At 48.6% G+C, this 23638-nt stretch carries 26 protein-coding genes; 25 read left to right on the top strand and 1 reads right to left on the bottom strand.

Annotated features, from left to right (window positions below):
* Nucleotides 1-131 precede the first annotated feature (131 nt).
* The 19 genes from spoIIIAA (at nucleotide 132) to FO446_RS12235 (ending at nucleotide 14033) form a co-directional block, all read left to right on the top strand.
* Nucleotides 132-1094 carry a stage III sporulation protein AA gene (spoIIIAA, locus tag FO446_RS12145; protein WP_173609611.1) on the top strand — a complete coding sequence of 321 codons (963 nt, stop codon included), beginning with the start codon at nucleotides 132-134 and terminating at the stop codon, nucleotides 1092-1094.
* Complete coding sequence (gene spoIIIAB / locus FO446_RS12150; protein ID WP_012686020.1) at nucleotides 1082-1600, top strand: stage III sporulation protein SpoIIIAB; 519 nt, start codon at nucleotides 1082-1084, stop codon at nucleotides 1598-1600. The genes spoIIIAA and spoIIIAB overlap by 13 nt, the downstream gene beginning before the upstream one ends.
* A 16-nt stretch (nucleotides 1601-1616) precedes the next feature.
* Entirely contained in the window at nucleotides 1617-1820 is a 204-nt protein-coding gene (spoIIIAC, locus tag FO446_RS12155; protein WP_007725726.1) for a stage III sporulation protein AC, read from the top strand.
* Between the two features lie 13 nt (nucleotides 1821-1833).
* Nucleotides 1834-2223 (top strand): stage III sporulation protein AD, encoded by a 390-nt coding sequence (gene spoIIIAD, locus FO446_RS12160; RefSeq protein WP_005827266.1) that lies wholly within the window; start codon nucleotides 1834-1836, stop codon nucleotides 2221-2223.
* A 16-nt stretch (nucleotides 2224-2239) separates the two neighbouring features.
* Complete coding sequence (spoIIIAE, locus tag FO446_RS12165) at nucleotides 2240-3436, top strand: stage III sporulation protein AE (protein ID WP_221867147.1); 1197 nt, start codon at nucleotides 2240-2242, stop codon at nucleotides 3434-3436.
* A gap of 8 nt (nucleotides 3437-3444) precedes the next feature.
* A complete protein-coding gene (spoIIIAF, locus tag FO446_RS12170; RefSeq protein WP_173609609.1) occupies nucleotides 3445-4122 on the top strand; it encodes a stage III sporulation protein AF in 678 nt (225 codons plus the stop codon).
* Between the two features lie 30 nt (nucleotides 4123-4152).
* On the top strand, nucleotides 4153-4848 hold the full coding sequence (gene spoIIIAG, locus FO446_RS12175; protein WP_173609608.1) for a stage III sporulation protein AG: 696 nt from the start codon (nucleotides 4153-4155) through the stop codon (nucleotides 4846-4848).
* A 13-nt stretch (nucleotides 4849-4861) separates the two neighbouring features.
* Nucleotides 4862-5536, top strand: a complete 675-nt coding sequence (locus tag FO446_RS12180) for a SpoIIIAH-like family protein (RefSeq protein WP_173609607.1) — start codon at nucleotides 4862-4864, stop codon at nucleotides 5534-5536.
* A gap of 207 nt (nucleotides 5537-5743) precedes the next feature.
* Nucleotides 5744-6244, top strand: coding sequence for an acetyl-CoA carboxylase biotin carboxyl carrier protein (accB, locus tag FO446_RS12185; RefSeq protein ID WP_221867254.1), 501 nt, complete (start codon nucleotides 5744-5746; stop codon nucleotides 6242-6244).
* Nucleotides 6245-6260: 16 nt separating this feature from the next.
* Nucleotides 6261-7616: an acetyl-CoA carboxylase biotin carboxylase subunit gene (gene accC / locus FO446_RS12190; protein WP_221867145.1), complete on the top strand. Its 1356-nt coding sequence runs from the start codon at nucleotides 6261-6263 to the stop codon at nucleotides 7614-7616.
* Nucleotides 7617-7685: 69 nt separating this feature from the next.
* The gene (locus FO446_RS12195; protein ID WP_012686027.1) at nucleotides 7686-8102 is read left to right on the top strand and encodes an Asp23/Gls24 family envelope stress response protein; all 417 of its coding nucleotides are present in this window, start codon (nucleotides 7686-7688) and stop codon (nucleotides 8100-8102) included.
* Between the two features lie 153 nt (nucleotides 8103-8255).
* A complete protein-coding gene (amaP, locus tag FO446_RS12200) occupies nucleotides 8256-8813 on the top strand; it encodes an alkaline shock response membrane anchor protein AmaP (protein ID WP_173609605.1) in 558 nt (185 codons plus the stop codon).
* A 12-nt stretch (nucleotides 8814-8825) separates the two neighbouring features.
* Complete coding sequence (locus tag FO446_RS12205) at nucleotides 8826-9038, top strand: DUF2273 domain-containing protein (protein WP_012686029.1); 213 nt, start codon at nucleotides 8826-8828, stop codon at nucleotides 9036-9038.
* Between the two features lie 47 nt (nucleotides 9039-9085).
* Nucleotides 9086-9490, top strand: coding sequence for a transcription antitermination factor NusB (nusB, locus tag FO446_RS12210; RefSeq protein WP_088907127.1), 405 nt, complete (start codon nucleotides 9086-9088; stop codon nucleotides 9488-9490).
* 18 nt (nucleotides 9491-9508) lie between these two features.
* Complete coding sequence (locus FO446_RS12215) at nucleotides 9509-10471, top strand: tRNA (adenosine(37)-N6)-threonylcarbamoyltransferase complex transferase subunit TsaD (RefSeq protein WP_173609604.1); 963 nt, start codon at nucleotides 9509-9511, stop codon at nucleotides 10469-10471.
* A gap of 88 nt (nucleotides 10472-10559) precedes the next feature.
* Nucleotides 10560-11414 carry a bifunctional methylenetetrahydrofolate dehydrogenase/methenyltetrahydrofolate cyclohydrolase FolD gene (folD, locus tag FO446_RS12220; RefSeq protein WP_173609603.1) on the top strand — a complete coding sequence of 285 codons (855 nt, stop codon included), beginning with the start codon at nucleotides 10560-10562 and terminating at the stop codon, nucleotides 11412-11414.
* A 114-nt stretch (nucleotides 11415-11528) separates the two neighbouring features.
* Nucleotides 11529-12911 carry an exodeoxyribonuclease VII large subunit gene (gene xseA, locus FO446_RS12225; RefSeq protein ID WP_237900744.1) on the top strand — a complete coding sequence of 461 codons (1383 nt, stop codon included), beginning with the start codon at nucleotides 11529-11531 and terminating at the stop codon, nucleotides 12909-12911.
* Nucleotides 12880-13134 carry an exodeoxyribonuclease VII small subunit gene (xseB, locus tag FO446_RS12230; protein ID WP_048032540.1) on the top strand — a complete coding sequence of 85 codons (255 nt, stop codon included), beginning with the start codon at nucleotides 12880-12882 and terminating at the stop codon, nucleotides 13132-13134. The genes xseA and xseB overlap by 32 nt, the downstream gene beginning before the upstream one ends.
* Nucleotides 13131-14033 carry a polyprenyl synthetase family protein gene (locus tag FO446_RS12235; protein ID WP_173609601.1) on the top strand — a complete coding sequence of 301 codons (903 nt, stop codon included), beginning with the start codon at nucleotides 13131-13133 and terminating at the stop codon, nucleotides 14031-14033. The genes xseB and FO446_RS12235 overlap by 4 nt, the downstream gene beginning before the upstream one ends.
* Nucleotides 14034-14085: 52 nt before the next feature.
* Here the strand turns inward: FO446_RS12235 and FO446_RS12240 are convergent, their stop codons facing one another.
* Nucleotides 14086-15780 (bottom strand): M3 family oligoendopeptidase, encoded by a 1695-nt coding sequence (locus FO446_RS12240; RefSeq protein WP_237900746.1) that lies wholly within the window; start codon nucleotides 15778-15780, stop codon nucleotides 14086-14088.
* Nucleotides 15781-16028: 248 nt separating this feature from the next.
* Here FO446_RS12240 and dxs point away from each other — a divergent pair, with 248 nt between their 5' ends.
* The 6 genes from dxs (at nucleotide 16029) to spoIVB (ending at nucleotide 23488) form a co-directional block, all read left to right on the top strand.
* Nucleotides 16029-17915, top strand: a complete 1887-nt coding sequence (gene dxs, locus FO446_RS12245; protein ID WP_173609599.1) for a 1-deoxy-D-xylulose-5-phosphate synthase — start codon at nucleotides 16029-16031, stop codon at nucleotides 17913-17915.
* Nucleotides 17912-18730, top strand: coding sequence for a TlyA family RNA methyltransferase (locus FO446_RS12250; RefSeq protein ID WP_173609598.1), 819 nt, complete (start codon nucleotides 17912-17914; stop codon nucleotides 18728-18730). Before dxs ends, FO446_RS12250 begins: the two co-directional genes overlap by 4 nt.
* Before the next feature lie 127 nt (nucleotides 18731-18857).
* Nucleotides 18858-19715, top strand: a complete 858-nt coding sequence (locus FO446_RS12255; RefSeq protein WP_237900748.1) for an NAD(+)/NADH kinase — start codon at nucleotides 18858-18860, stop codon at nucleotides 19713-19715.
* A gap of 5 nt (nucleotides 19716-19720) precedes the next feature.
* On the top strand, nucleotides 19721-20170 hold the full coding sequence (gene ahrC / locus FO446_RS12260; RefSeq protein ID WP_007720787.1) for a transcriptional regulator AhrC/ArgR: 450 nt from the start codon (nucleotides 19721-19723) through the stop codon (nucleotides 20168-20170).
* A gap of 16 nt (nucleotides 20171-20186) precedes the next feature.
* Nucleotides 20187-21911 (top strand): DNA repair protein RecN, encoded by a 1725-nt coding sequence (gene recN / locus FO446_RS12265; RefSeq protein ID WP_173609596.1) that lies wholly within the window; start codon nucleotides 20187-20189, stop codon nucleotides 21909-21911.
* A 242-nt stretch (nucleotides 21912-22153) separates the two neighbouring features.
* Nucleotides 22154-23488, top strand: a complete 1335-nt coding sequence (gene spoIVB, locus FO446_RS12270; RefSeq protein ID WP_173609595.1) for a SpoIVB peptidase — start codon at nucleotides 22154-22156, stop codon at nucleotides 23486-23488.
* The last annotated feature ends 150 nt before the right edge of the window (nucleotides 23489-23638 follow it).

Genomic DNA, 23638 nt, shown 5'->3' on the forward strand with positions numbered 1-23638 from the left:
AGGAAAAGCTTGCACTCGCGTTCTAGCACGAGAGCAAGCTATTTTTTTTGCATAAATCTCGTCCACCTCTGCATAGGATGGAGGTAAGTCAAAGTGGACAAAGGCAGAATGCTGCAAAAGGAGGGTACCTGATGAATGAGATCTTGGCGATTTTGCCAGCAACTTTACGCACGATTTTGACGGCCCTTCCTATCGCTGTAAGAGAGAATCTGGAAGAGATTCGGCTTCGGCAAAACCAGCCGCTGGAAGTCCGGTTTGGCCAGCAATCCAGCTATGTGACATCGTCGGGACAAATCACCTCGATACCCGCACAAGGATGGCTGTTTTCGGCAGAAGAGGCAGGAAAGCTCTTAAACCAGGTCAGCCAGCATTCTCTCTATGCCTTGGAAGAAGAGTTGAAAAGGGGTTACATCACGGTGGTTGGCGGTCATCGCATTGGCATTGCGGGGAAAGTGGTGCTGGACAAAGGTGAAGTGAAGGGAATCAGAGATGTGACCAGCTTCAACATCCGGATTGCCCGCGAGAAAAAAGGCGCGGCCAAGAAGGTCATGCCGTATTTGTTTGAGGATGGCAAATTGCAAAACACGCTGCTCATCTCCCCACCCCAATGCGGGAAGACAACCTTGTTGCGTGATATCGCACGAACCATCAGCTACGGGAGTGAGTGGTCTTCAAGTCGCAAGGTAGGAATTGTGGACGAGCGTTCCGAGTTGGCGGGATGCTTGCAAGGAGTTCCTCAACGAGACGTCGGTCCGCGAACGGATGTGCTGGACGCTTGCCCAAAGGCAGTAGGGATGATGATGCTGATTCGCTCCATGTCTCCTGATGTTCTGATTGTGGACGAGGTGGGAAGAGCGGAGGATGGCGACGCAGTCTGGGAAGCGATTCATGCAGGTGTAGCCGTCATTTGCTCGGCGCATGGAGCGAGCGTAAAGGAAGTGGCCGAACGTCCCATGCTGGGCAAGCTGATTCGATATGGAGCCTTTTCCCGCTACATCGTACTCAGCCGGGCAAAAGGTGTCGGAACGATCCAGGCCATCTACGATCAAAGCATGAACCTGGTTGAAAGGGAGAAGGTTGCATGGTCAAGCTGATGGGAGCCGTACTCATCCTGTTCTCGGCGTCGATGGTTGGTTGGCAGATCGGTAAGTATTACGCGAATCGTCCCGTTCAGCTTCGGGCTCTACTCGTTGCTCTGCAAATGCTCGAAACGGAAATCGTGTTCGGGATGACTCCATTACAGCGAGCGTTTGTGAAGGTCGGTCATCGCGTTTCCGAAGAGGTGGGGAAAGTATTTCTTCTGGCAGCTGAATTCCTGCAGACAGAAAAGGCGCATTCGGCTGAGGAAGCGTTGCAACAAGCCATGAACAGACTCTGGACCCAAACCGCCTTGCGCAGACAAGAACGAGAGGTGCTTGAGAGTCTAGGTCAGGTACTCGGATCATCCGATCGGGAAGACCAGCAAAAGCATTTGCGCCTGGCTGTCACCCACCTGCGAGGGTTGGAAGAGGAGGCTCGTGCAGAACAGGAAAAGTACGAAAAAATGTACAAGAGTTTGGGCTTTTTAGGTGGACTCTTGGTCGTCATCCTGATGTTCTAAAGGCGAGGTGTTCACAGTGGATTTTGATTTGACACCTGTTTTCCAGATAGGAGCAGTAGGGTTCATTACAGCCATCCTGCATACGGTCCTGAAGCAGGCGGGCAAGGAAGATATTGCGCATTGGGCAACTCTGGTTGGATTCATCATTGTCCTTTACATGGTGTCCCATTACATCGGCGATTTGTTCTCCGAAGTAAAACGCGTCTTCCTGTTCAACTGAGGAGGGGCTCCAGATGGAGATTGTACAAATTGTCGGACTAGGACTGGTGGCTACGATTCTCGCGCTAGTCATTAAGGAGCAGAAGCCGATGTTCGCCTTTTTGCTGGCGATCGCGAGCGGAGTCATCATCTTTTACTTTCTCGTCGGAAAAATAGCAGAGGTCATTCGGATTTTGGAAAGATTGGCGGTTCAAGCAGATTTGAACCTTGTGTTTCTGGAAACGATTCTAAAAATCATCGGAATTGCCTACATTGCTGAATTCGGTGCGCAGATGACCCGAGATGCTGGACAAGGTGCGATTGCTTCGAAAATCGAGCTCGCTGGAAAAGTTCTCATACTGGTTATGGCTGTACCGATCATCCAAATCATTATCGAAACAGTGATCGACTTGTTACCGGCATAAGGGAGGTGGGATGTCCATGGCACATACTTGCAAGCTGATCCTGTTCTGGTTCCTGCTATTTGCCTTGTTTCCAGTAGCGGTGTCAGCTACAACGACACCCGCTGTGGCACCCGGAGCCGGTCCGATCAATCAAATCGTGCAACAACAGGTCGATCACTTGCAGCTAGACCGAGTCGAACAGTATTGGAAACAGTTGCAGCGCGACTATAAAGGGTACTTGCCTGATTTGAAATCGGAAGGCTTTATCCAAATCCTCATGCAGCAAGGTGACTTTAGTATTTCAGGAGTCCTGCAAGGAATGGGCAAGTTCATCTTTCATGAGATTTTGATGAATGGCAAGCTGCTCAGCTCCATCATTATCATTACAGTCTTCGCGATGATTCTCGAAACGATGCAGAACGCCTTTGAACGCAATGCGGTATCGACAGTGGCGTACTCGATTACGTATCTCGTCTTGATGGTACTTGCGATCAACAGCTTTCATGTCGCCATTACCTATGCAAAAGACGCAATCGCGAACATGTCTGATTTCATGCTGGCCATGATCCCGCTCGTCATCGCTCTGCTCGCTTCGGTAGGCAATCTGGCATCCGCCACAATGTTTCACCCGTTGATTATCTTCATGATCAACACCAGCGGCATGATGATCTCTTATGTCGTATTCCCGCTTCTGTTTCTCTCGGCGATGCTCTCTATCGTCAGCCTGTTTTCAGAGAGGTACAAAGTCACGCAGTTAGCGACCTTGCTGCGCAATATTGCAATGGGTGTCCTTGGCTCGTTTCTGACGATCTTTCTCGCCATCATTTCCATACAAGGAGCCACTTCAGCTGTTGCGGACGGGGTCACGCTCCGAACAGCGAAATACATCACGGGCAATTTCATCCCGATAGTAGGTCGTGTGTTCTCCGATGCGGCAGATACTGTACTCAATGCCTCGCTACTGGTCAAAAATGCCGTGGGCTTGGCGGGAGTTTTGATCCTGATCATGCTATGCGCGTTTCCGGCTTTGAAGATACTGGTACTGGCTCTGATCTACAATCTGTCATCTGCCGTACTCCAACCGCTTGGAAACAGCCCAATCATCAGTGCGTTAGGTACGATTGGGAAAAGTCTTTTGTTCGTCTTCGCTGCTTTGGCAACGGTCGGCCTGATGTTCTTTCTGGCGATTACGATCATTATTGCGGCGGGCAACATCTCCATGATGGTTCGGTAGGTGATGAGATGACGTGGTTAACCCTGTGGTTGAAAAAAATTATCCTGCTCGTCCTTTTGGCTGCCTTCCTCGATCTGATCTTGCCCAATACGACACTGCAACGCTACGTAAAAATGGTGATGGGCTTGATTCTCTTGCTGACAATCATTTCTCCTGTGTTCAGTCTGTTCAGCCTCTCGCAGGAAGATTTGGCCTTTCGTCTGGATCGATACCAGCAAGAGCTGAACAAGCCTGCTTCGGCAGAGTGGAAACGCATCACTGACAAGCTGCTCGGTCAACAAAACCAACAGATGACCGCTTACGTCCAGTCACAGGTAGCGTCCTCAGTAAAAGCGAGTGTCAAAGAGCAGTACGGCGTAACTGTCGAAGATGTCACGATTACCGTCAATCAGCAAAATCCAGAACAGCCAACCCTTGAGCGAATCGAGCTGGTAGTCGGTGACGCAAACAAGGAAGAGCAAAAAGGGCAGAGCACGATTGAGCCGATTAAACCTGTCCAACCTGTTGAGATTACGATTGGCAACCCCATTGAAATACAACCGGATCCCAAACCAGATATTGCAGCAACAGCTCATCATGACAACCCACTTTATGCGCAAATCACAAACGACGTCGCCAAAGAGTGGGGGCTCTCGAGAAGTCAGGTCGTCATCAAAGACGAATCGAGAGAAAGAGAGAAACAGTAGCGGATACAGTCAGGAAGCGAGGTGAAAACAATGAACCAATTGTGGGAAAAGCTGAAAAGTCTGTTTATGAAGCAGCAAGGTGAGACGATGCAGGAAGAAAAGAAAATCGTAGTAGGAAGCAAGGGGAAAAACCAAAAACTAAAGCCGCTGCATTATTTCATCGTCATATTGGGAATTGGCGTAGCCATCATGATTCTGACGGATTTCCTCAGAGTGGAAAAAGACCAGCCACTCGGATTTGGAGATATAGGGAGTGAGGCGCCAGGTCCTTCTGGAGGCGATACAACTTCCCAGGTGTTGGGGGGATCACCGACAACCGATGTCATTGCCGAATATGAAAACATTTACGAGACACAGCTTCGCGATATCCTAGCTTCTGTTGTCGGCGTCGGTGAAGTAGAGGTCATGGTCAATCTGGAATCAACACCAGAGCTGGTTGTGGAAAAAAACCGCAACATTCGTTCTTCAACCAATCAGGAAATGGACAAAGAAAAGGCAACCCGCAATCAAAATGACCAGTCACGAGATGAGCAGGTTGTCATTGTGCAAGGCGGCAAGCAAGATGCCCCCGTTATTGTGAAGACGCTGAAGCCGAAAGTCCGCGGGGTCCTAGTAGTTGCAAAAGGGGCCGATAACATCCAGGTTAAAGCGTGGATCACTGAAGCCGTTCAAAAGGTTTTGGATGTTCCCGCTTATAAAATATCCATTTTGCCCAAAAAAGGGTAGGAGGTAATGGCGAATGATTCTGCGAAAGCAAACGGTTTGGTTGTTGACAATGCTTGCTGTCATGGTTGTGCTCTCTGGATATTACTTGGTAAAGGGACCGCAAGAACAGGTCCCAACATCAGGACAAGAGCAAGCCGTTCAGAAGCAAGAGCAAATTTCCGGAGTGGTTGTTGAATCCAAGCAAGTAGATCACGCCCCACAAGCAACGCCTGTCGATCAAGCTCCAAAGACAACTCCGGTAGACGAAAAAACTGGCACGAAGGAAGCGAAAACGCCTGCTTCGCCAGATGCAAAACCAGCAGCATCGAACACAGTCGTCCCGGTAGCAGAAACGGCAAGTGAAATTTTCCAAGGCTACAAGATGAAACGCGAAGCCATGCTGGCGCAACAAAAAGACGAACAGCTAGCGATCGTAAACAGCACGGATTCCTCTCCGCAGGCAGTAGCTGAAGCGATGGCCAAGTTTGAAGAACTATCCAATATGGAAAGTGCTACCATGACTGCAGAAGAAATGCTCAAGGCGAGTGGTTATCAGGATGCGGTCGTTACTGTCCAAAATGAAAAGGCGACAGTCATTGTACAAAAAGATAAATTGAGCGCAACCGAGGTTGTGGAAATCATTGCAAACGTGAAGCAGCACTTGAATATTCCGGCGACAAACATTAACGTACAATACAAGTCTTCCTAATCAAGCTACGGTACTTTCTCGTTATAAGGGACAGGAGAAACGGGCATGATGGTAAGGATTTTCTCGCTTCTGTTGGAAAAGAAGCGGGGAAATCCTTTCTTGACGTGGTTTAGGCAACAGGCTACCATGGATTTATGGTTTGCCAAAAGGATACATAATGGACTCCACGAACCTCTATTGAAAGAAAAGAAGGAGTGCTTGTTCGTAATGAAAATGCATGAGATCCGTGAAATTATTAAGTTAATTGATCAATCATCCATTCAAGAATTTAACTTGGAAACAGAAGGTGCCAAGGTGTCTCTGAAAAAATCCAATGGTACGGAAACGATTGTCGTCACGCAACCAGCGGTTCAAGCTCCTGTTGCAGCACCAGTAGCACATATCCCGGCTCAGCCAGTTGTCGCAGCAGCACCAGCCGCAGCAGAAGCTCCGAAAGCAGCAGCTGTACAAGCATCGGATGACGCAAATCTCCACAAGATTGTATCTCCAATGGTAGGGACTTTCTATAGCGCACCAGAACCAGGCAAGCCGCCTTACGTACAAGCTGGTGACAAAGTGACTGCGAGCAAAGTCGTTTGCATCGTGGAAGCAATGAAACTCTTTAACGAAATCGAAGCAGAAGTAAGCGGAGAAATCGTGAAAGTGCTCGTAGAAGACGGCCAATTGGTTGAGTATGGCCAAGCATTGTTTTTGGTGAAGCCAGAATAAGGTGGGGGAGAGCGGAATGTTTCAAAAAGTATTGATTGCCAATCGTGGGGAGATTGCCGTGCGTATTATCCGGGCATGCCGCGAGCTGGGCATTCGTACGGTCGCCGTCTACTCCGAAGCGGATCGTGAAGCGCTTCATGTGAAGCTGGCCGACGAAGCCTACTGTATTGGTCCCAAGGCATCCAAGGAAAGCTATTTGAATATAGCAAACATCATGAGTGTAGCGACCAAGGTAGGGGCAGACGCCATCCATCCTGGTTATGGCTTCCTGGCAGAAAACGCCGATTTTGCCGAGATTTGTGCCGCATGCAACATTACCTTTATCGGTCCAGACCCAGAAGCAATTGTGAAGATGGGGGACAAGTCCACAGCGAAGGATACGATGAAAACGGCAGGTGTGCCTACTGTACCAGGTACGGAAGGGCTGATCGAAGATGTGGCTGGCGCTGTCGTCACCGCAAATGAGATTGGCTATCCTGTCATGGTCAAAGCGACAGCGGGTGGCGGCGGACGTGGAATGCGCGTAGCTGTAGACGACGAGGATTTGGAAAAAGCCATCCGTCAGGCGCAAAATGAAGCAAAAACGGCTTTTGGCAATCCAGGTGTCTACTTGGAGAAGTTCGTGGAAGGCCCACGCCATGTGGAAATTCAAATCATGGCAGACAAGCATGGCAATGCCGTATACCTGGGTGAGCGCGACTGCTCTATCCAACGTCGTCACCAAAAGCTGATCGAGGAAGCGCCATCGCCAGCACTGAGCGAAGAGCTGCGCCGTCAAATGGGTGAAGCTGCTGTTGCGGCGGCAAAAGCTGTTTCCTATCACGGTGCGGGCACTGTCGAGTTTTTGCTGGACAAACACGGAAAGTTCTACTTCATGGAAATGAATACACGTATTCAGGTAGAACATCCGGTAACCGAGCTGGTGACTGGCTTTGACCTGATCAAAGAGCAGCTGACTGTAGCGGCAGGCCAACCATTGTCCTTTACGCAAGAGGATATCAAAATGGATGGTTGGGCTATTGAATGCCGTATTAATGCTGAGAATCCTGCGAAAAACTTCATGCCTTCGCCAGGTCGTATCACGGAATATTTGGCGCCAGGCGGCTTTGGTGTGCGCGTAGACAGTGCAGCGTATGCGGGATATTCCATTCCGCCATACTACGACTCTATGATCGCCAAGCTGATTGTGTGGGGCAAGGATCGTAACGAAGCGATTGACCGTATGAAGCGTGCTTTGGACGAATTCGTCGTAGAGGGTATTACGACAACGATTCCGTTCCATTTGAAGGTATTGGATCATGAGGTATTTGTCAGCGGGCATTTCGATACGAAATTCTTGGAAACCTACGACTTGAAACTGGATGAAGAGTAAGTAGGGCTGATTTGTAAAAATACGGTGTGCTTGGTATAATGAATTACAAATTAGAGGGAGGTGCGAAGCATGGAAGAGTTTACTCCAGACTTAGATAGAACAGAACTTGGTAAGGTCCAGATCGCTCCCGAAGTGTTGGAAGTGATCGCCGGCATGGCTGCGTCCGAAGTAGAAGGTGTGGCACAAATGAGCGGCGGTTTCGTAGGAGAAATAGCTGAACGTTTAGGCCGTAAAAATATAGCACGTGGTGTGCGTGTAGAGGTTGGCTCCCGCGAAGCGGCGGTGGATGTTTCGATTATTGTCAAATACGGACATCGCATCCCGGAAGTCGCTCGAAATATTCAAGATAGTGTACGCAATGCGATTGAGAGCATGACAGGTCTTTCTGTAGTGGAAGTAAACGTACATATCGTTGATGTTGAGTTGAAAGCAGAAGAAAAAGTACCGGCACCAGTACCGGTTGAAGAACACCAGCGCGTGCGCTAACAAGCAGCGGATGGATGCCCCCTACGAACAGGGGGCATTTTCCTCATTTGAAAACATTGATTTTGTTTAGGTTTTGAGCGTAAATTCATGGAGTTTTCCGGAGCGTGCCGTGTTTGTCTCCTTTTTCAAACATGGCTGAAAGGAGAGGTGCTTGTGAACTTGTTTGACCGCTTTATCTTGACGATTTACAGCTTTGCGCTCATTGTTTTGTCCTGCATCGCGATAGCAGCTACCAGCGGGTTGATCCCGCAAGATTTTTTCCGTCCATATGTGGATCAGATGCTGGCGGGTACGAACATCACCTATCTCATTGTCGCGATCATTTTCCTCGTAGTCAGCCTTCGCTTCTTTTTCAGTTCTTTCCGCTCTAACAAGCCTAAAGTAGAACGGGGAATCCGTCAGCGCAGTGATTTGGGTGAGGTCAACATTACGATTCAGACGATCCAGACCATTGCGGAGCGTGCAGCTCGCCGAGTGAAAGGCGTGCGCGATATGAAAACGACAGTAAAAGCACTCGAGAGCGGCAATATTATCACCCTGCGTGTTTCGGTAGATGGAGAAACGCCATTGCCCGAACTGACACAGAAGCTACAGGCGGACGTGAAGGAGCAAGTCGAGGGGATTGCTGGTGTTGTCATTTCTGAGGTGGCCATTGTCGTGACGGAAGTAGCTCAGCAGGAAAACTACGCGGCTCGTAAACGTGTGGAATAGAAGGTGAAGTAAATGATGCGGGAGTTAATGTGGGAACACAAGGGGAAGCTAATGGGGGTTTTTGCCGGACTTTTTTTAGGCATCATCTACCTTCTCGTGGGATTTTGGGATACACTGGTTTTTGTTGTGTTTGTCGGGACGGGTTATTATATTGGACGCAAGCTCGATCATAAAGAAGACTTGCGCGAAATACTCGACAAGATTTTGCCAGGCAAGTTTCGGTGACATAAAGAAAGTCCGAGCTCATTTTAATTAGTAGGTGAATGAATGGTATGAAACGAAGAACAGCACGAGAAAAAGTAGTCCAATGTCTTTTCCAAATCGATATGGCGGAGGTTCCGTTAACTGATGCGGTTGCCCTCGTCATGGAAGAATCCGAGGAAAATGCACAGTATTTGCGTTATCTCCTCGATGGTGTATTGAAAAACTTGACCGAGATTGATTCAGAAATCAAGAAGTATCTGCGTGGATGGCAATTGGAACGCATCGCCAATGTAGATCGCGCTATTCTTCGTCTGGCTTTTTACGAGATCATGTTTGAGCAAGACACACCAGACAAAGTCGTGATGAACGAAGCGATTGAGATCGCGAAGCTCTTTAGCGACGAGCAGTCCCACCGGTACATAAACGGTGTGTTGTCGAGCTTCTTGCAATCACGTGAAACCAAGCAGGCGTAATAGGTAGGAGATACAAGCATGAGTAAGGTAATGTTGGGAATCGACACGAGCAATTACCGGACATCACTGTGCTTGGCTGAGGAAGACGGCCGAATTGTCGCAGAAGCAAAACGCCTTCTGAAAGTAAAGGAGGGCAAGCGCGGACTGCAACAATCCGAAGCCGTCTTTCAGCATGTGATGAACCTGCCGGAATTAAGTGAAGAGATGAAGTGGAAGGACTACGAGATCGCAGCGATTTGTGTGAGCGAGAAGCCGCGTCCACAAGACGGATCATATATGCCTGTTTTTAAGGTAGGAGAGGGCTTGGCAAAATCGTTGGCGACTTACTTGCGCGTTCCTCTGCACTTGACGACTCATCAAGAGGGACATATCGCGGCAGGGGAATACTCCGCTGAGGTACGCCCGACAGAAGACCGATTTTTGGCTGTACATTTGTCTGGAGGTACAAGTGAGTTGCTGCTGTGTGAGCGTCATGCAGCCGGTTATGCCATTGAGAAAATCGGTGGGACGATTGATCTGCACGCAGGTCAACTGGTCGATCGGATTGGTGTGGCACTCGGTCTGTCCTTTCCTGCAGGTCCCGCGTTGGAGCAGTTAGCAAAGGGAGCAACAGGAGCGTTTCGGATTTCTTCGGCAGTTGACGGTCTTTCCTTTAGTTTCTCTGGTCCAGAAGCATCGCTTTTGCGGGAAGTGGAGAAGGGGAGTACAAGTCCTGCTGAGATTGCGCGAGCGACAGAACAATGTATTGCCAATACGCTAGAGAAGTCATTGCGCCATGCAGTAGAGCAAGGCTACCCGAAGGACATCTTGATTGTCGGCGGAGTAGCTGCTAATTATTACATACGTGAGCGACTGATCAAACGACTTGAACACCCTGCCGTTAAGGCGAAGCTGTACTTCTGTGACCCCGTTTACTCCGGTGATAATGCCTATGGAGTCGCTATGTTGGGGTGGATGAAGCAAAAGGCGAACGTTAAATAAATGAGAACTTTTTATAATTCGGCTTTACAGTTGAGGGGGAAATCGGTACACTTAACGTATCGACGTTAATAAAGGAGGCATTTTCTCCATGGCTGCAACCATTCTCCAGGGAAAAGAAGTAGCACAGAGTATTCGGACCGAATTGGCGAACGAAGTAGCTGAATTGAAAAAGCAAGGGATCGTACCGGGTTTGACCGTTGTTATTGTTGGAGACGACCCAGCTTCACACTCATATGTACGGGGGAAGGCAAAAGGCTGCGAGGAAGTCGGTATTTCATCCGAGATCATTATGAAGGACGCTGACATCACAGAGGAAGAATTGTTGGTGATCATTCAACAGTTAAACGAAAACCCGAACGTTCATGGGATTTTAGTTCAGCTTCCTCTTCCCGCTCATATTTCAGAGCATGCGGTCATTGAAGCCATTGCTCCAGAAAAAGATGTGGACGGTTTCCATCCGATTAGCATAGGAAACATGGTATTGGGAAATGAGACGATGCTTCCTTGCACACCGCACGGGATTATTGAATTGATCAAGCGCACAGGCACTCCGATGGCAGGCAAGCATGCAGTGGTGATTGGACGCAGCAACATCGTTGGTAAGCCGGTCTCATTGCTGTTGCAACAGGAAAATGCTACGGTAACCATGTGTCATTCTCGCACGCAAAATCTCGAGGAATACGCTCAAAAGGCAGACATCCTCGTCGTAGCAACCGGAAGGGCTCATATGATCGGTAAAGAGCATGTTAAACCGGGCGCTGTCGTCATTGATGTTGGTGTGAATCGCATCGAATCAGGTAAGCTGGTTGGAGATGTCAAGTTCGACGAGGTCAAAGAAGTGGCTAGCTTTATCACCCCGGTTCCTGGCGGCGTTGGTCCGATGACGATTACGATGCTGTTGAAAAATACCGTTGCGGCTGCGAAAAAGCAAGCAAAACAATAGAAGAAAATCGGCAACTTATTATAGAATGGATAAGGCATAAGCTTTATCCATTCTTTTGCATAGTCCTTGTTGCATGCACGGCAAAGCCAAGTTTTTTTGTAAAGGAGGGGCCGCATGGCATTACAAGATATCTTATCCGTCAGTGATCTCAATCGCTATATTAAGTTGGTGCTGGAAAAGGAACCCCACCTTCAAGATATATGGGTGAGAGGGGAAATCTCCAATTTTACCCATCATTCCAGCGGCCATATGTATTTCACGCTAAAGGACAAGCAGTCACGCATCAAAGTCGTCATGTTTGCGAGTTATAACCGCTTCCTGCGTTTCTTGCCCAAAGAAGGAGCCAAAGCGATTGTACGAGGGTCTATTTCTGCATACGAACGGGATGGTGCATATCAGTTTTACGCTAAAGAGATGCAGCCAGACGGAATTGGCTCGCTTTACTTAGCATTTGAGCAGTTAAAAGAAAAATTGGCTCAAGAAGGGTTGTTTGCAGCGGAGAGGAAGCGGATGCTCCCGCGTTTTCCCAAACGTGTCGGTGTCGTCACTTCTCCGACAGGAGCTGCTATCCGAGATATTTGCACGACAATTCGCAGACGTTATCCGCAAGCAGAGATCGTACTATCACCAGCCGTTGTCCAAGGTGCGGATGCACCTGCATCGATTGTTTCCGCTATTCGGATCATGAACGATCAGCCTGACATTGATGTTCTCATTGTAGGGCGCGGTGGTGGTTCCATCGAGGAGTTGTGGGCGTTTAATGATGAAAACGTAGCGAGAGCAATTGCCGCATCACTCATCCCCGTCATCTCTGCTGTAGGACACGAGACGGATGTGACGATCGCCGATTTCGTAGCAGATGTACGGGCAGCAACACCGACAGCCGCAGCCGAATTGGCTGTACCGCATTATTTGGAGTGGGTGGAAAGAGTACGGCAGCTCGAAATACGGATGCATCGAGCAGTGCGTGGTACCATGACAGAGCAGAGAAGCCGCTTGACACGCTTGAGCAATTCGTATGCGATGCGCCAACCGGAGCGGAGGCTGGAGGAAGCCGCAGAACGATTGGATCGGGCACATTTGCGGATGCGTCAATCGATGAAGCACTTGCTGGACAGAAGACGCGAACGCTATACGCGATTAGACGAACAGATCAAGCGATATCGCCTCGCTGATCAAATCGGGGATAAAAGAAAAAATCTGTCTAAACTCCGCTCCACTTTGGACGAACGGATGCTGGGCCGTCTTAATCAAAAAAGAATGGCATTTGCAGCTCGCATAGCGACACTGGAAGCACTGAGCCCGCTGAAGGTCATGCAGCGTGGATTCTCACTCGTATACACCAATGACAGACTCGTGAAATCGGTGGAACAGTTTGCCCCTGGCGACGAGATCATGGTACGATTAAGTGATGGCAGTGCGACTGCGCGAGTGGAAAAAGTGAATCGGGAGGAGGAGAAGCAGAGTGGCTCGCAAGAAAACAGAACAAGAGACTGATATGCAGTTCGAGGACGCGATGAAACGCCTGGAAGAAGTCGTCAATCGACTTGAGGAAGGAGATATACCTCTCGAAGAAGCGATTACTCTATATCAAGAAGGAGTAACTCTTTCCAGAATTTGTGGCCAAAAGCTGGATGCAATCGAAGCGAAGATTACCCAGTTGGTGGAAGAAGACGGACAGGTAAAGCAGAAGGCTTTTCGTGTGGAAGGAGAATCATGATCGGCGTGCATACATTCGAGAGTTATTTAGTGGAGAAGACCGCCTATATAGAACAAAGACTCCTGCCAGCTCTTGAGAAGCAAGGAGTTCCGGAAAACTTGTACGAATCCATGAAGTATTCGCTCATGGCAGGCGGAAAAAGGTTGCGTCCCATGTTGGTTTTGGCGGTCCTCGAAGCACTGGACAAGCCGATTGAACGGGGTGTGGCATTTGCGGCTGCCTTGGAAATGATACATACGTACTCTTTGATTCACGATGATCTCCCTGCGATGGACGACGATGATCTTCGTCGCGGAAAACCGACCAATCACAAAGTATTCGGTGAAGCAACAGCCATTCTCGCTGGAGATGCCTTACTGACGAGGGCGTTCGCTTACATTGCAGAAGCTTACATGGATCGGGCTGATGTTTCAGCGGCTACTACCGTAAAACTGATTGCGGAGCTGGGAAAACGTGCAGGAGCAACTGGCATGGTCGGCGGACAGATGGCTGATATCGAAGGAGAGAGCAAGCGTCTTAACCTGGATCAGCTCGAATTTATCCATCGTCACAAAACGGGTGATCTCTTAATCGCAGCCTTGCGCGGGGGAGGCTATCTCGCAGAAGCATCCGAAGGCCAAATGGAAGCATTGACGCGCTATGGAGTTTGCATTGGGCTTGCTTTTCAAATTCAGGATGACATCTTGAATGTGGAAGGGGATGCCCAAGAGCTGGGGAAAGCAGTTGGCAGCGATGCAGATCGGGAAAAGGCGACATATCCATCGCTTCTTGGTCTTGCCGAATCGAAGGTGCGTCTTGATGAATTGATTGCGGAGGCAAAAGCAGCGCTTTCAGATGCGGGAATCGAAAATTCTGCACTCAGTCCTTTGGCGGACTACGTGCGTGATCGCAATAAATAAGGGAAAGCTGGCAACCCATGCGGGAAATGCCAGCTTTTTTCGTACCTGCCTATTACAAGCTTTTATCGTCAATGCTATTTAAAAATTGTTCAATCTCGCCAATCACCGATGGAAGGCAGTCGTCCTCAAATGGAGAATAAAGCTTCGCCACCTGTACCAGCTCGAGGAACGATTTGCTTCCGCCTTCGCGGCAAAGCGTCAAATAATCCTCCCAAGCTTGTTTTGGCTCTGATTGTGACCGTTTCCAAAATTGGAACGCACAAATCTGGGCCAGTGTGTAGTCGATGTAATAGAACGGACTTTGAAAAATATGCGATTGCTGCTGCCAGAACCCACCCTCCTCGAGATACTCGTTCTGCGCGTAATTGCGATGCGGGAGGTACTTGCGCTCAATTTCACGCCAAGCCTTTTTACGCTCTGACGGAGTCATATCTGGATTCTCGTAAACAACATGCTGGAACTCATCAACAGACACGCCATACGGAATGAACTGGAGTCCGCTACTGAGATGAGAGAATTTGTATTTGTCGGTATCTTCCTTGAAAAAATGCTCCATCCATGGCCACGTCAAAAACTCCATGCTCATTGAATGTATTTCACATGCCTCATAGGTTGGGAAATGATATTCAGGGACGTCAAAATCTCGGCTTACATACACCTGAAACGCATGTCCTGCCTCGTGCGTGAGTACGTCGATATCGCCGGATGTACCATTAAAGTTGGCGAAAATAAAGGGGAGCCTGTATTGGCTGATGTATTCACAGTAGCCGCCAGTAGCCTTTCCTTTTTTGCTCAATAGATCTAAACAGTCATTATCCAGCATGAAGTTGTAAAACTCATCCGTTTCAGGTGACAACTCGGCATACATCTTTTTCCCGTTTTCCACAATCCATTCCGGCGGACCTTTCGGGCTGGGATTCCCTGTAGCAAAATCAAAGGAAAGATCGTAATACTCAAGTGTATCGACACCAATGCGTTGTCGCTGACGTTCGACGAGCTTTGACGCTACGGGAACGATGTGATCGAGCACTTGCCGGCGGAAACTGGCTACCATTTCTGCATTGTAATCGGTACGGTTCATGCGTGCATAGCCTAGCTCCACAAAGCTATTGAAACCGAGTTTTTTGGCAATGCGTGTGCGTACCTTGACGAGTTGATCGTAGATGCGATCAAATTCATCCGTATGTTGCTGCATAAAATCATACTTCGCTTCATTAGCGCGCTTGCGCATGTCTCTATCCTTCGCAATTGTAAAAGGAATCATCTCGGAAAGGTTTCGCTCTACTCCATCAAACATGATTTTGGCAGAGGCTTTCAGTGCGACATATTGACTCGCCAAACGGTTTTCTTCCTGCAAATCAGAGATGACTTCCGGCGAAAATGTACGGAGTGTGCTCTCCGCAATGCGAAACAGCTGTGCACCCCATTTTTCTTCCAATTCAGCGCGGAAGGAAGAATCGACAATCGCCTGATAGTAGCGGGAAACGATTCCCGTATACAGAGGAGTTGCTTCATCCCAATAGTCCTGTTCCGCTTTGTAGAAAGGATCTTCTGTATTGATCGTGTGGCGGATTTGTGCGACATGCCGCGCAGATTCCACTTCTTGTCGCAGTTTGTTCAATTGAGCCATGATCGCATCTTGCTCAGAGAAGCTTGCAGCATGTTGAAACGCTTCCAATAATTGCGTGAATTGTCCTTCAACTTTGTCCATATCCATGCGCTCATACTGAATTTGTGAGAACTTCACGGACGTCCACCTCTTTTGTTCGGAGTATGTATTCAAAATCATCTTACCAGAAAATGCAAGATATCGCTTTCATATTCGTATATATTGATGAAAAGTGGTGTTTTTATTAAGAAACCGTTATAATGAATCAAGCTGAAAATAAGCGGAATCGGCTATAGCAATAAGGAAAGCCGGGTTTTCTAGTGGCTTGATTGATATGCAGCATGCACAATCGCCGGAGAACGAACAGTGGAAAGTGAGGAATACCAATGCTGCTTACTACTATAAATGATCCTCAAGACTTGAAAAAGTGCACGCAACCGCAGCTACATACATTGGCATCCGAGATCCGTCAGTTTCTAATCGAAACGCTCTCGAAAACAGGCGGTCATCTTGCGCCGAATTTGGGAGTCGTCGAGCTGACGCTAGCGCTGCACTATGTTTTTGACAGTCCCAAGGACAAGCTGATCTGGGATGTCGGACATCAAGCATACGTACATAAAATGCTGACTGGACGCCGGGAGATGTTTCCGACCTTGCGTCAGTACAAAGGTCTGTGCGGGTTCCCAAAAATGGTGGAAAGCCCGCATGACGTCTGGGAAACCGGGCATAGCAGTACGTCGTTGTCTGCCGCTATGGGGATGGCGACTGCGCGGGATTTGAAAAAGGAAAAGAATCATGTCGTTGCTGTGATCGGTGACGGTGCGCTGACAGGCGGCATGGCTTTAGAGGCATTGAACCACATCGGTCATGAGCGCAAGAATGTCATCGTTGTGCTAAATGATAACGAGATGTCCATTGCGCCAAACGTTGGTGCCCTGCACAACTACTTGGGCAAAATTCGCTCAACGGAGAACTATCAGTGGGCGAAGGATGAAGTCGAAGGCTTGTTGAAATCGATACCGGCTGTAGGGGGCAAATTAGCTCATATGGCTGAACGCTTTAAGGACAGCATGAAATATCTGCTCGTATCTGGCGTTCTTTTCGAGGAGCTAGGCTTTACGTATATTGGCCCAATCGACGGACATAACATGGAACTGTTGCTCGATACATTGAAGACAGCCAAGCATACAAAAGGACCTGTATTGATCCATGCCATCACGAAAAAAGGACTGGGCTATGCGCCAGCAGAAGCCGATTCGGTCAAGTGGCACGGCATCGGAACGTATAAAATCGAGTCAGGCGATACACCGAAATCTGCACCAACGTATACATCCGTTTTTGCGGATACGATGATGAAGCTCGCAGATGAAGACAATTCAATTGTGGCTGTGACCCCTGCAATGCCAGCGGGCTCCGGCTTGATCCCATTCGGTCAGAAGTACCCGGACAGACTATTTGACGTAGGGATCGCAGAGCAGCACGCATGTACATTTGCGGCAGGATTGGCTACCCAAGGCTTGAAGCCGGTCTTTGCGATTTATTCGACGTTTTTGCAAAGAGCCTATGATCAGTTGATCCACGATGTCGCCCGCCAAAAGCTCCATGTGATTTTTGCCGTTGACCGTGCTGGGCTCGTCGGAGCAGACGGGGAGACACACCAAGGCATGTATGATGTGGCATTCATGCGCATCATTCCGAATATGGTCATTATGGCACCAAAAGATGAAAATGAACTGCGTCACATGATGAAGACAGCAGTGGAATATAAAGAAGGCCCGATTTCTTATCGTTATCCGCGATTGCCGATTCGTGGCGTCAAAATGGATGAAGAGCTGCAAGTGCTGCCAATCGGAAAAGCGGAGATTGTACGCGAAGGCAAACACGTGGCGATTCTCTCGTTCGGTCACGTATTCGAAATAGCTGAGGCGGCTGTTAATCAGCTTCAAGAAGAAGGAATCAAACCGATGCTGGTCAATGCACGTTTTTGCAAGCCGTTGGACGAAGAGCTTCTATTCCGACTGGCGAAGGAAGGCTACGATATCATTACAGTTGAAGAAGGCTGCGAAATGGGCGGCTTCGGCAGCGCTGTCATTGAATGCTACAGTCGTGCAGGCTATCACGGCATGAATGTACAAGTTGTCGCGGTACCTGATTATTTTGTTGAGCATGGAAGTGTGAAAGAACAGCGGCAAGAGGTAGGGCTCACAGCTGATCATATCGCTGCTCGTGTCCGGTCCTTGATGCCAATTTCGAAGGGCGTAGTGGAAGCATGAGTGTAAGAAAAGAACGGATTGATGTTCTCTTGGTCGAAAGAGGCCATTATGAGACCAGAGAAAAAGCAAAAGCAGCCGTAATGGCAGGCCTTGTGCAAGTAGCTGGCGAGCGCTGTGACAAGCCGGGAACCAAATTTGCCGAGGATGTTGCAATTACGGTGAAGGGCGAGGTACACCCGTATGTGAGTCGGGGTGGCCTCAAGCTGGAAAAGGCATTGCGTGTCTTTGAGATCGACATGAAGGATCGTGTCATGATGGACATCGGGGCCTCCACTGGCGGATTTACGGACTGTGCACTGCAAAACGGTGCGCGCCTTGTATACGCGATTGACGTCGGGTACGGACAACTCGCGTGGAGCTTGCGCCAGGATGAACGAGTGGTCGTCATGGAACGGACGAATTTTCGGCATATGGACCCGGAAGCTTTCGAACATGAACGTCCAAACGCGGCATCGATTGACGTATCGTTTATTTCGTTACGATTGATCTTGCCAGTGTTGTACCGTTTTCTGACGGATGGCGGTGACGTCGTTGCGCTGATCAAACCTCAATTTGAAGCAGGCAAGGATAGAGTCGGAAAGAACGGAATCGTCCGAGATCCTGAGGTACACGAGAGCGTGCTGACTGACATTGGCCAATTTGCCAGTGGATTGGGTTTCGCGCTGAAAGGCTTGGACTACTCTCCAATTACTGGGGGAGAAGGAAACATTGAATTTGTTATGCACGTCCAGAAAAATGAGGGCGGCATGGATTCGGAAGCTTGGCTGCAATGCGTAACAGAGGTAGTTGCGTCTGCTCATGCGAATTTGAAATAGGATAAAAACCAAAGCCTCGGGAGTTTTGTCACAATCGAGGCTTTTTATTTATGCATGTGAAGTTGTATACTTGTATATGAGGTTGTTCAAGAAGGATTTCCAACCAACCAGTTTTGGGGTGGACCACGTGAAGAAAATTGGAATCATAGCGAACAAAGGAAAACCCGAAGCACGTATCGTTGCACGGGAACTGCTGTATTTACTTGAGGACAGAGGGGCGCAAGTATTCCTGGATGAACATATTGCTTCAGATGTTGGGCATCTGGAACTGGGCGCATCTGTAGAAGAGATGGGGAAGCAGGCGGATTTGGTTTGTGTATTGGGAGGCGATGGCACGCTACTCAGAATTGCTCGCCAGCTTGCCGGTCACTCTATCCCAATATTTGGAATTAATTTAGGCACGTTGGGCTTTTTGTCGGAAGCGGAACCGGAGCATCTGCCTCAGGCTGTAGACAATCTCCTTTCTGGAAAGTACGACATTGAAAAGAGAGCCATGCTGGAAGCTTGTTTGGTTCGAAAAGGAATCACGCTGGGGACGTACACGGCCATGAATGATATAGGGATTGCAAAAGGGTCATTTTGCCGAATCATTCAATGTGCAGTCTTTCTGGATGATGAGTACGTTGCGACGTTCAGCGGAGACGGTGTCATTGTCTCTACGCCGACCGGGTCAACGGCATACTCACTTTCTGCAGGCGGTCCAATAGTGGCCCCTAATGTGGACATGCTATTACTGACACCAGTGGCTCCTCATTCCTTGACGGCTCGGCCAATGGTATTGTCTGGCAATCAAACGATCCGGGTCGAAGTGGATGCCATTCATCAAGAGATGGGATTGTCCATTGACGGGCAGTTTGGTTATCGACTCGAGGGCGGCGATTATATTTACATTAAAAAGTCACCGTGTGTTACCCCGCTGATTAAGTGGAAAAAAGGTGGCTTTTTCGAAGCAATACGAACGAAATTACAAGGGGAATGGGAGTAATCCATATGAACAAAGGGCAACGACATATTCGTATTCGGGATATCATCAGCAATCAAGAGGTGGAAACACAGGATGAGCTGGTGGACCGCTTGCGGACTGCTGGCTTTAACGTAACGCAAGCAACTGTATCCCGAGACATCAAGGAGCTACACTTGGTAAAAGTGCCCCTTCCTGATGGACGATATAAGTATTCAATGCCTGCTGAACAAAAATTCAATCCACTGCAAAAGCTGAAACGTATGCTTGTGGATTCCTTTATTAGCATTGACCAAGCCGATCATTTTATTGTATTGAAGACGCTTTCGGGACATGCGAATGCGGTAGCGGAACTGATTGACAACCTTCCTTGGGAAGAAATCATGGGGACGATCAGTGGAGACAACACCATCCTGATTATTTGCCGTTCGAAAGAAAATACCAATGAAGTGACGAAACGCTTAATGGAAATGTTGTAGAAGGTGGTCGCTTGCGATGCTAGTGGAACTCTCGATCCGAAATTTTGCCATCATCAAATCAGTGACGGTCTCTTTCCAAAAAGGGTTAAACATCCTGACAGGGGAGACTGGTGCTGGTAAATCCATCATTATCGATGCGCTAGGACTGTTGTTAGGAGGCCGGGCTTCGGCTGATTTTGTCCGTTACGGTGAGCCTCGTGCAGAGGTGGAAGGGCTGTTTGAATTGCCGCCTGGTCACCCGGGACTTGACGTCTGTAAGAATGTCGGCGTCCAGATTGAGCAAGACGGTATGCTTGTGGTACGCCGAGATATATCGAATCAAGGGAAAAGTATCATTCGAATCAATGGCCAGCTCGTAACTCTCGCTATGCTGCGTGAGTTAGGGCCATGGTTGGTTACGGTGCATGGGCAACACGATACGCATATGCTGATGCAGTCAGACAAGCATATCAATTGGCTGGATGCATATGGGGAAAGTGCGTTGGGAGCTGCGAAGCAAGAATATGGAACCCTGTATACTGCGTACCGCAAGACAAAGCAAGATCTGGAGCGCATGGCACGCAATGATCGGGAGCTGGTGCAGCGCATCGATCTTTTGCAATATCAGCTCGATGAAATTGAGTCGGCAACCCTCACGCCTGGTGAAGACGAGAAGCTCATGCAGCAGCGGAAAAAGTGGATGAACATTGAAAAAGTTTATTCAACGATTCAAGATGCATACCGGGCTTTGCATGGTGACCAAAAGGGCATGGATTGGTTGGGTCATGCGATGGGTGAGCTTGAGCGTGGTGTGAACTACGAAGAACAGCTCGTTCCGATTTTGGAAATGGTCCAATCGGCATACTATCAGATAGAAGATGTGGTGCATAACCTTCGTCAATTGTCGTACCAAATGGATTTTGAACCGGAGCAGCTGGCAGAAGTAGAACGCCGTCTTGATCAAATCCAGTCGTTAAAACGCAAGTATGGCAAAAGTGTAGACGATATTTTGGAGTACGCGGCAACGATTCAGGATGAATTGGATGACATGCATCACTACGAAGATCGTCTCCAGCAGGTGGAAAAGCAATTGCAGGAGCTTGCAGCCGATTTGGCAGTGGAAGCATTGGAGTTGTCGGTTATTCGCTCCGAATGTGCTGGAAAGCTCGCACAAGAAATCGAGCAGCAATTAAAAGAACTGCACATGGAGCGAGCTCGTTTTGCCATCGACGTCAGACAGACACCGGATGAAGACGGGGTAGAAATCGACGGAATCAAGCGCTTCGTAGATGCGAACGGAATGGATCAGATCGAGTTTTTAATCTCACCTAACCCGGGTGAGCCATTGCGTCCCTTGGCGAAGATTGCTTCCGGCGGAGAGCTGTCGCGTGTCATGCTGGCCATTAAAACGATTTTGGCGGGCACTGATCAAGTGGAGACCCTCATTTTTGATGAAGTCGACACAGGAGTAAGTGGAAGGGCAGCTCAAGCGATAGCAGAAAAGCTCGCCCGGGTCGCTGGACAGCGCCAAGTCCTGTGCATTACGCACTTGCCACAGGTCGCATCCATGGCAGACGCTCATTTTCTGATCAAAAAGGAAATGAGCGAGAATGAAACGGAGACGCGGGTGAATCGTCTGTCTGATGATGAACGGGTATCAGAGCTGGCTCGTATGCTAAGCGGGGCAGAGGTAACAGCAAAAACAGAAGAACATGCACGCGAGATGATCCTTCTCGGCCGTGAACGAAAGACTGTCAGCTAATTTGGTTGGCAGTCTTTTTTCGTTGATAAAAAGTGCAAAAATGGACTCGCTAAGGACTTGATGAAGCGTGGCTTTCTAATGTTCAGAGTGGGTTATTTTCCTGACATAATCCGCTTGGCTGGTGGCAACATTAAAGGTACACAAGGTGGAGGTGTCCCTCATGACCGCTTGCGGTCAATCAAAACGGACCTGACCGTTTTGTTTTTGTAGGTGTAGGTAGGGAACGGTAGGAGTGATTACTGGTGATCCGACAAAACAAAAGAAAATGGATGGGAAGTCTCCTTCTCCTCATCACGGCGCTTGTCGTGAGTTCCACCCCGTTCCGCGATCTGTCCTCCTTTCCCCGTGAATTGCGTTTGATGGAAGGGTCCCTCGAGCAACTACGGGTCTCAGTGCCGGTAATGGGCACGCTAATCAATAGCAATCCTGATATTTTGCACGTTAACGGGACAGAGGCGCGTGAGGTTTCCGTTGATTTGAGCAGGCCTATGTCTGTAGAACCGCGTAGGGCTGGGGAAGCCCAATTGCAGGTGAAGTGGCATAACATTCCGCTGACTGCTGTAAAAGTAAATGTATTGCCAGATCTGCGGTTGTACCCTGGTGGACAGTCAATCGGGGTGAAGCTGCAAACAGCGGGTGTTTTGGTTGTCGGTCATCATTTAGTAGACGATGGTAAAAACAAGTTTTCTCCAGGTGAACAGGCAGGTATACACGTTGGTGACATGATTATCAAAATGAATGACATGTACATCAACGACATGAATGATGTAAAGAAATTGATCAACGAAAATGGGAAAAAGAATCATTCCGTCCAATTGCTTGTCGTTCGTGGCAAGGAAAAGCTTTCGCTCACTTTGCACCCAGCAAAAGATAAAAAAGACAGTGAATACCGTATGGGTCTCTATATTCGGGATTCAGCGGCAGGAGTAGGGACACTGACCTTTTATGATCCAAATTCCAAAGCGTACGGGGCATTAGGGCACGTCATTTCCGACGTTGATACTGGTCAAGCTATTGTCGTAGGAGATGGCCAGATCGTGCAAGCAAGTGTCACATCGATTGAAAAAGGACAAAGTGGCAACCCAGGGGAGAAATTTGCACGTTTCTACAATGAAAGTGAAGTTCTTGGAAATATAACGAAAAACACCCCTTTTGGCATCTTCGGCAAAATGAAGGACGAGCCCAAACGCAGCTATTATCAGGAGCCGTTACCAATCGCTCTTGCCGAGCAGGTAGAGGAAGGGCCAGCCAAAATTCTTACTGTCGTGGAAGGTCAGAAAGTAGAAGAGTTCGATATTGAGATCGCGAACGTGGTCAAGCAGCATTTTCCCGCAACCAAAGGGATGATTATTAAAGTCACGGACAAACGCCTTTTGGAAAAGACAGGTGGCATCGTACAAGGGATGAGCGGCAGTCCCATCATTCAAAAGGGCAAGATCGTCGGTGCTGTCACGCATGTGTTTGTCAATGATCCTACTTCGGGATACGGTTGCTACATTGAATGGATGCTTCAGGATGCTGGCGTGAATGTCCGAGATACAGCCGAATCCCGAACCCATACAACCAAGGCTGCCTGAATAAAGTGCCGTCACGCGAACGAAGCGAGACGGCTTTTCCGATTTTTGCAGTCCTTTGACGAATCGGTTAGAAATGAAAGAATTCTTTGTCGAAATATCAGTTAAATCATTCAATCTTTCGTCATTGGCAGGAATGGAATTTGCTTTGTC

Origin of the sequence: Brevibacillus brevis, from assembly GCF_022026395.1 — a bacterium.
GTDB lineage: Bacteria > Bacillota > Bacilli > Brevibacillales > Brevibacillaceae > Brevibacillus.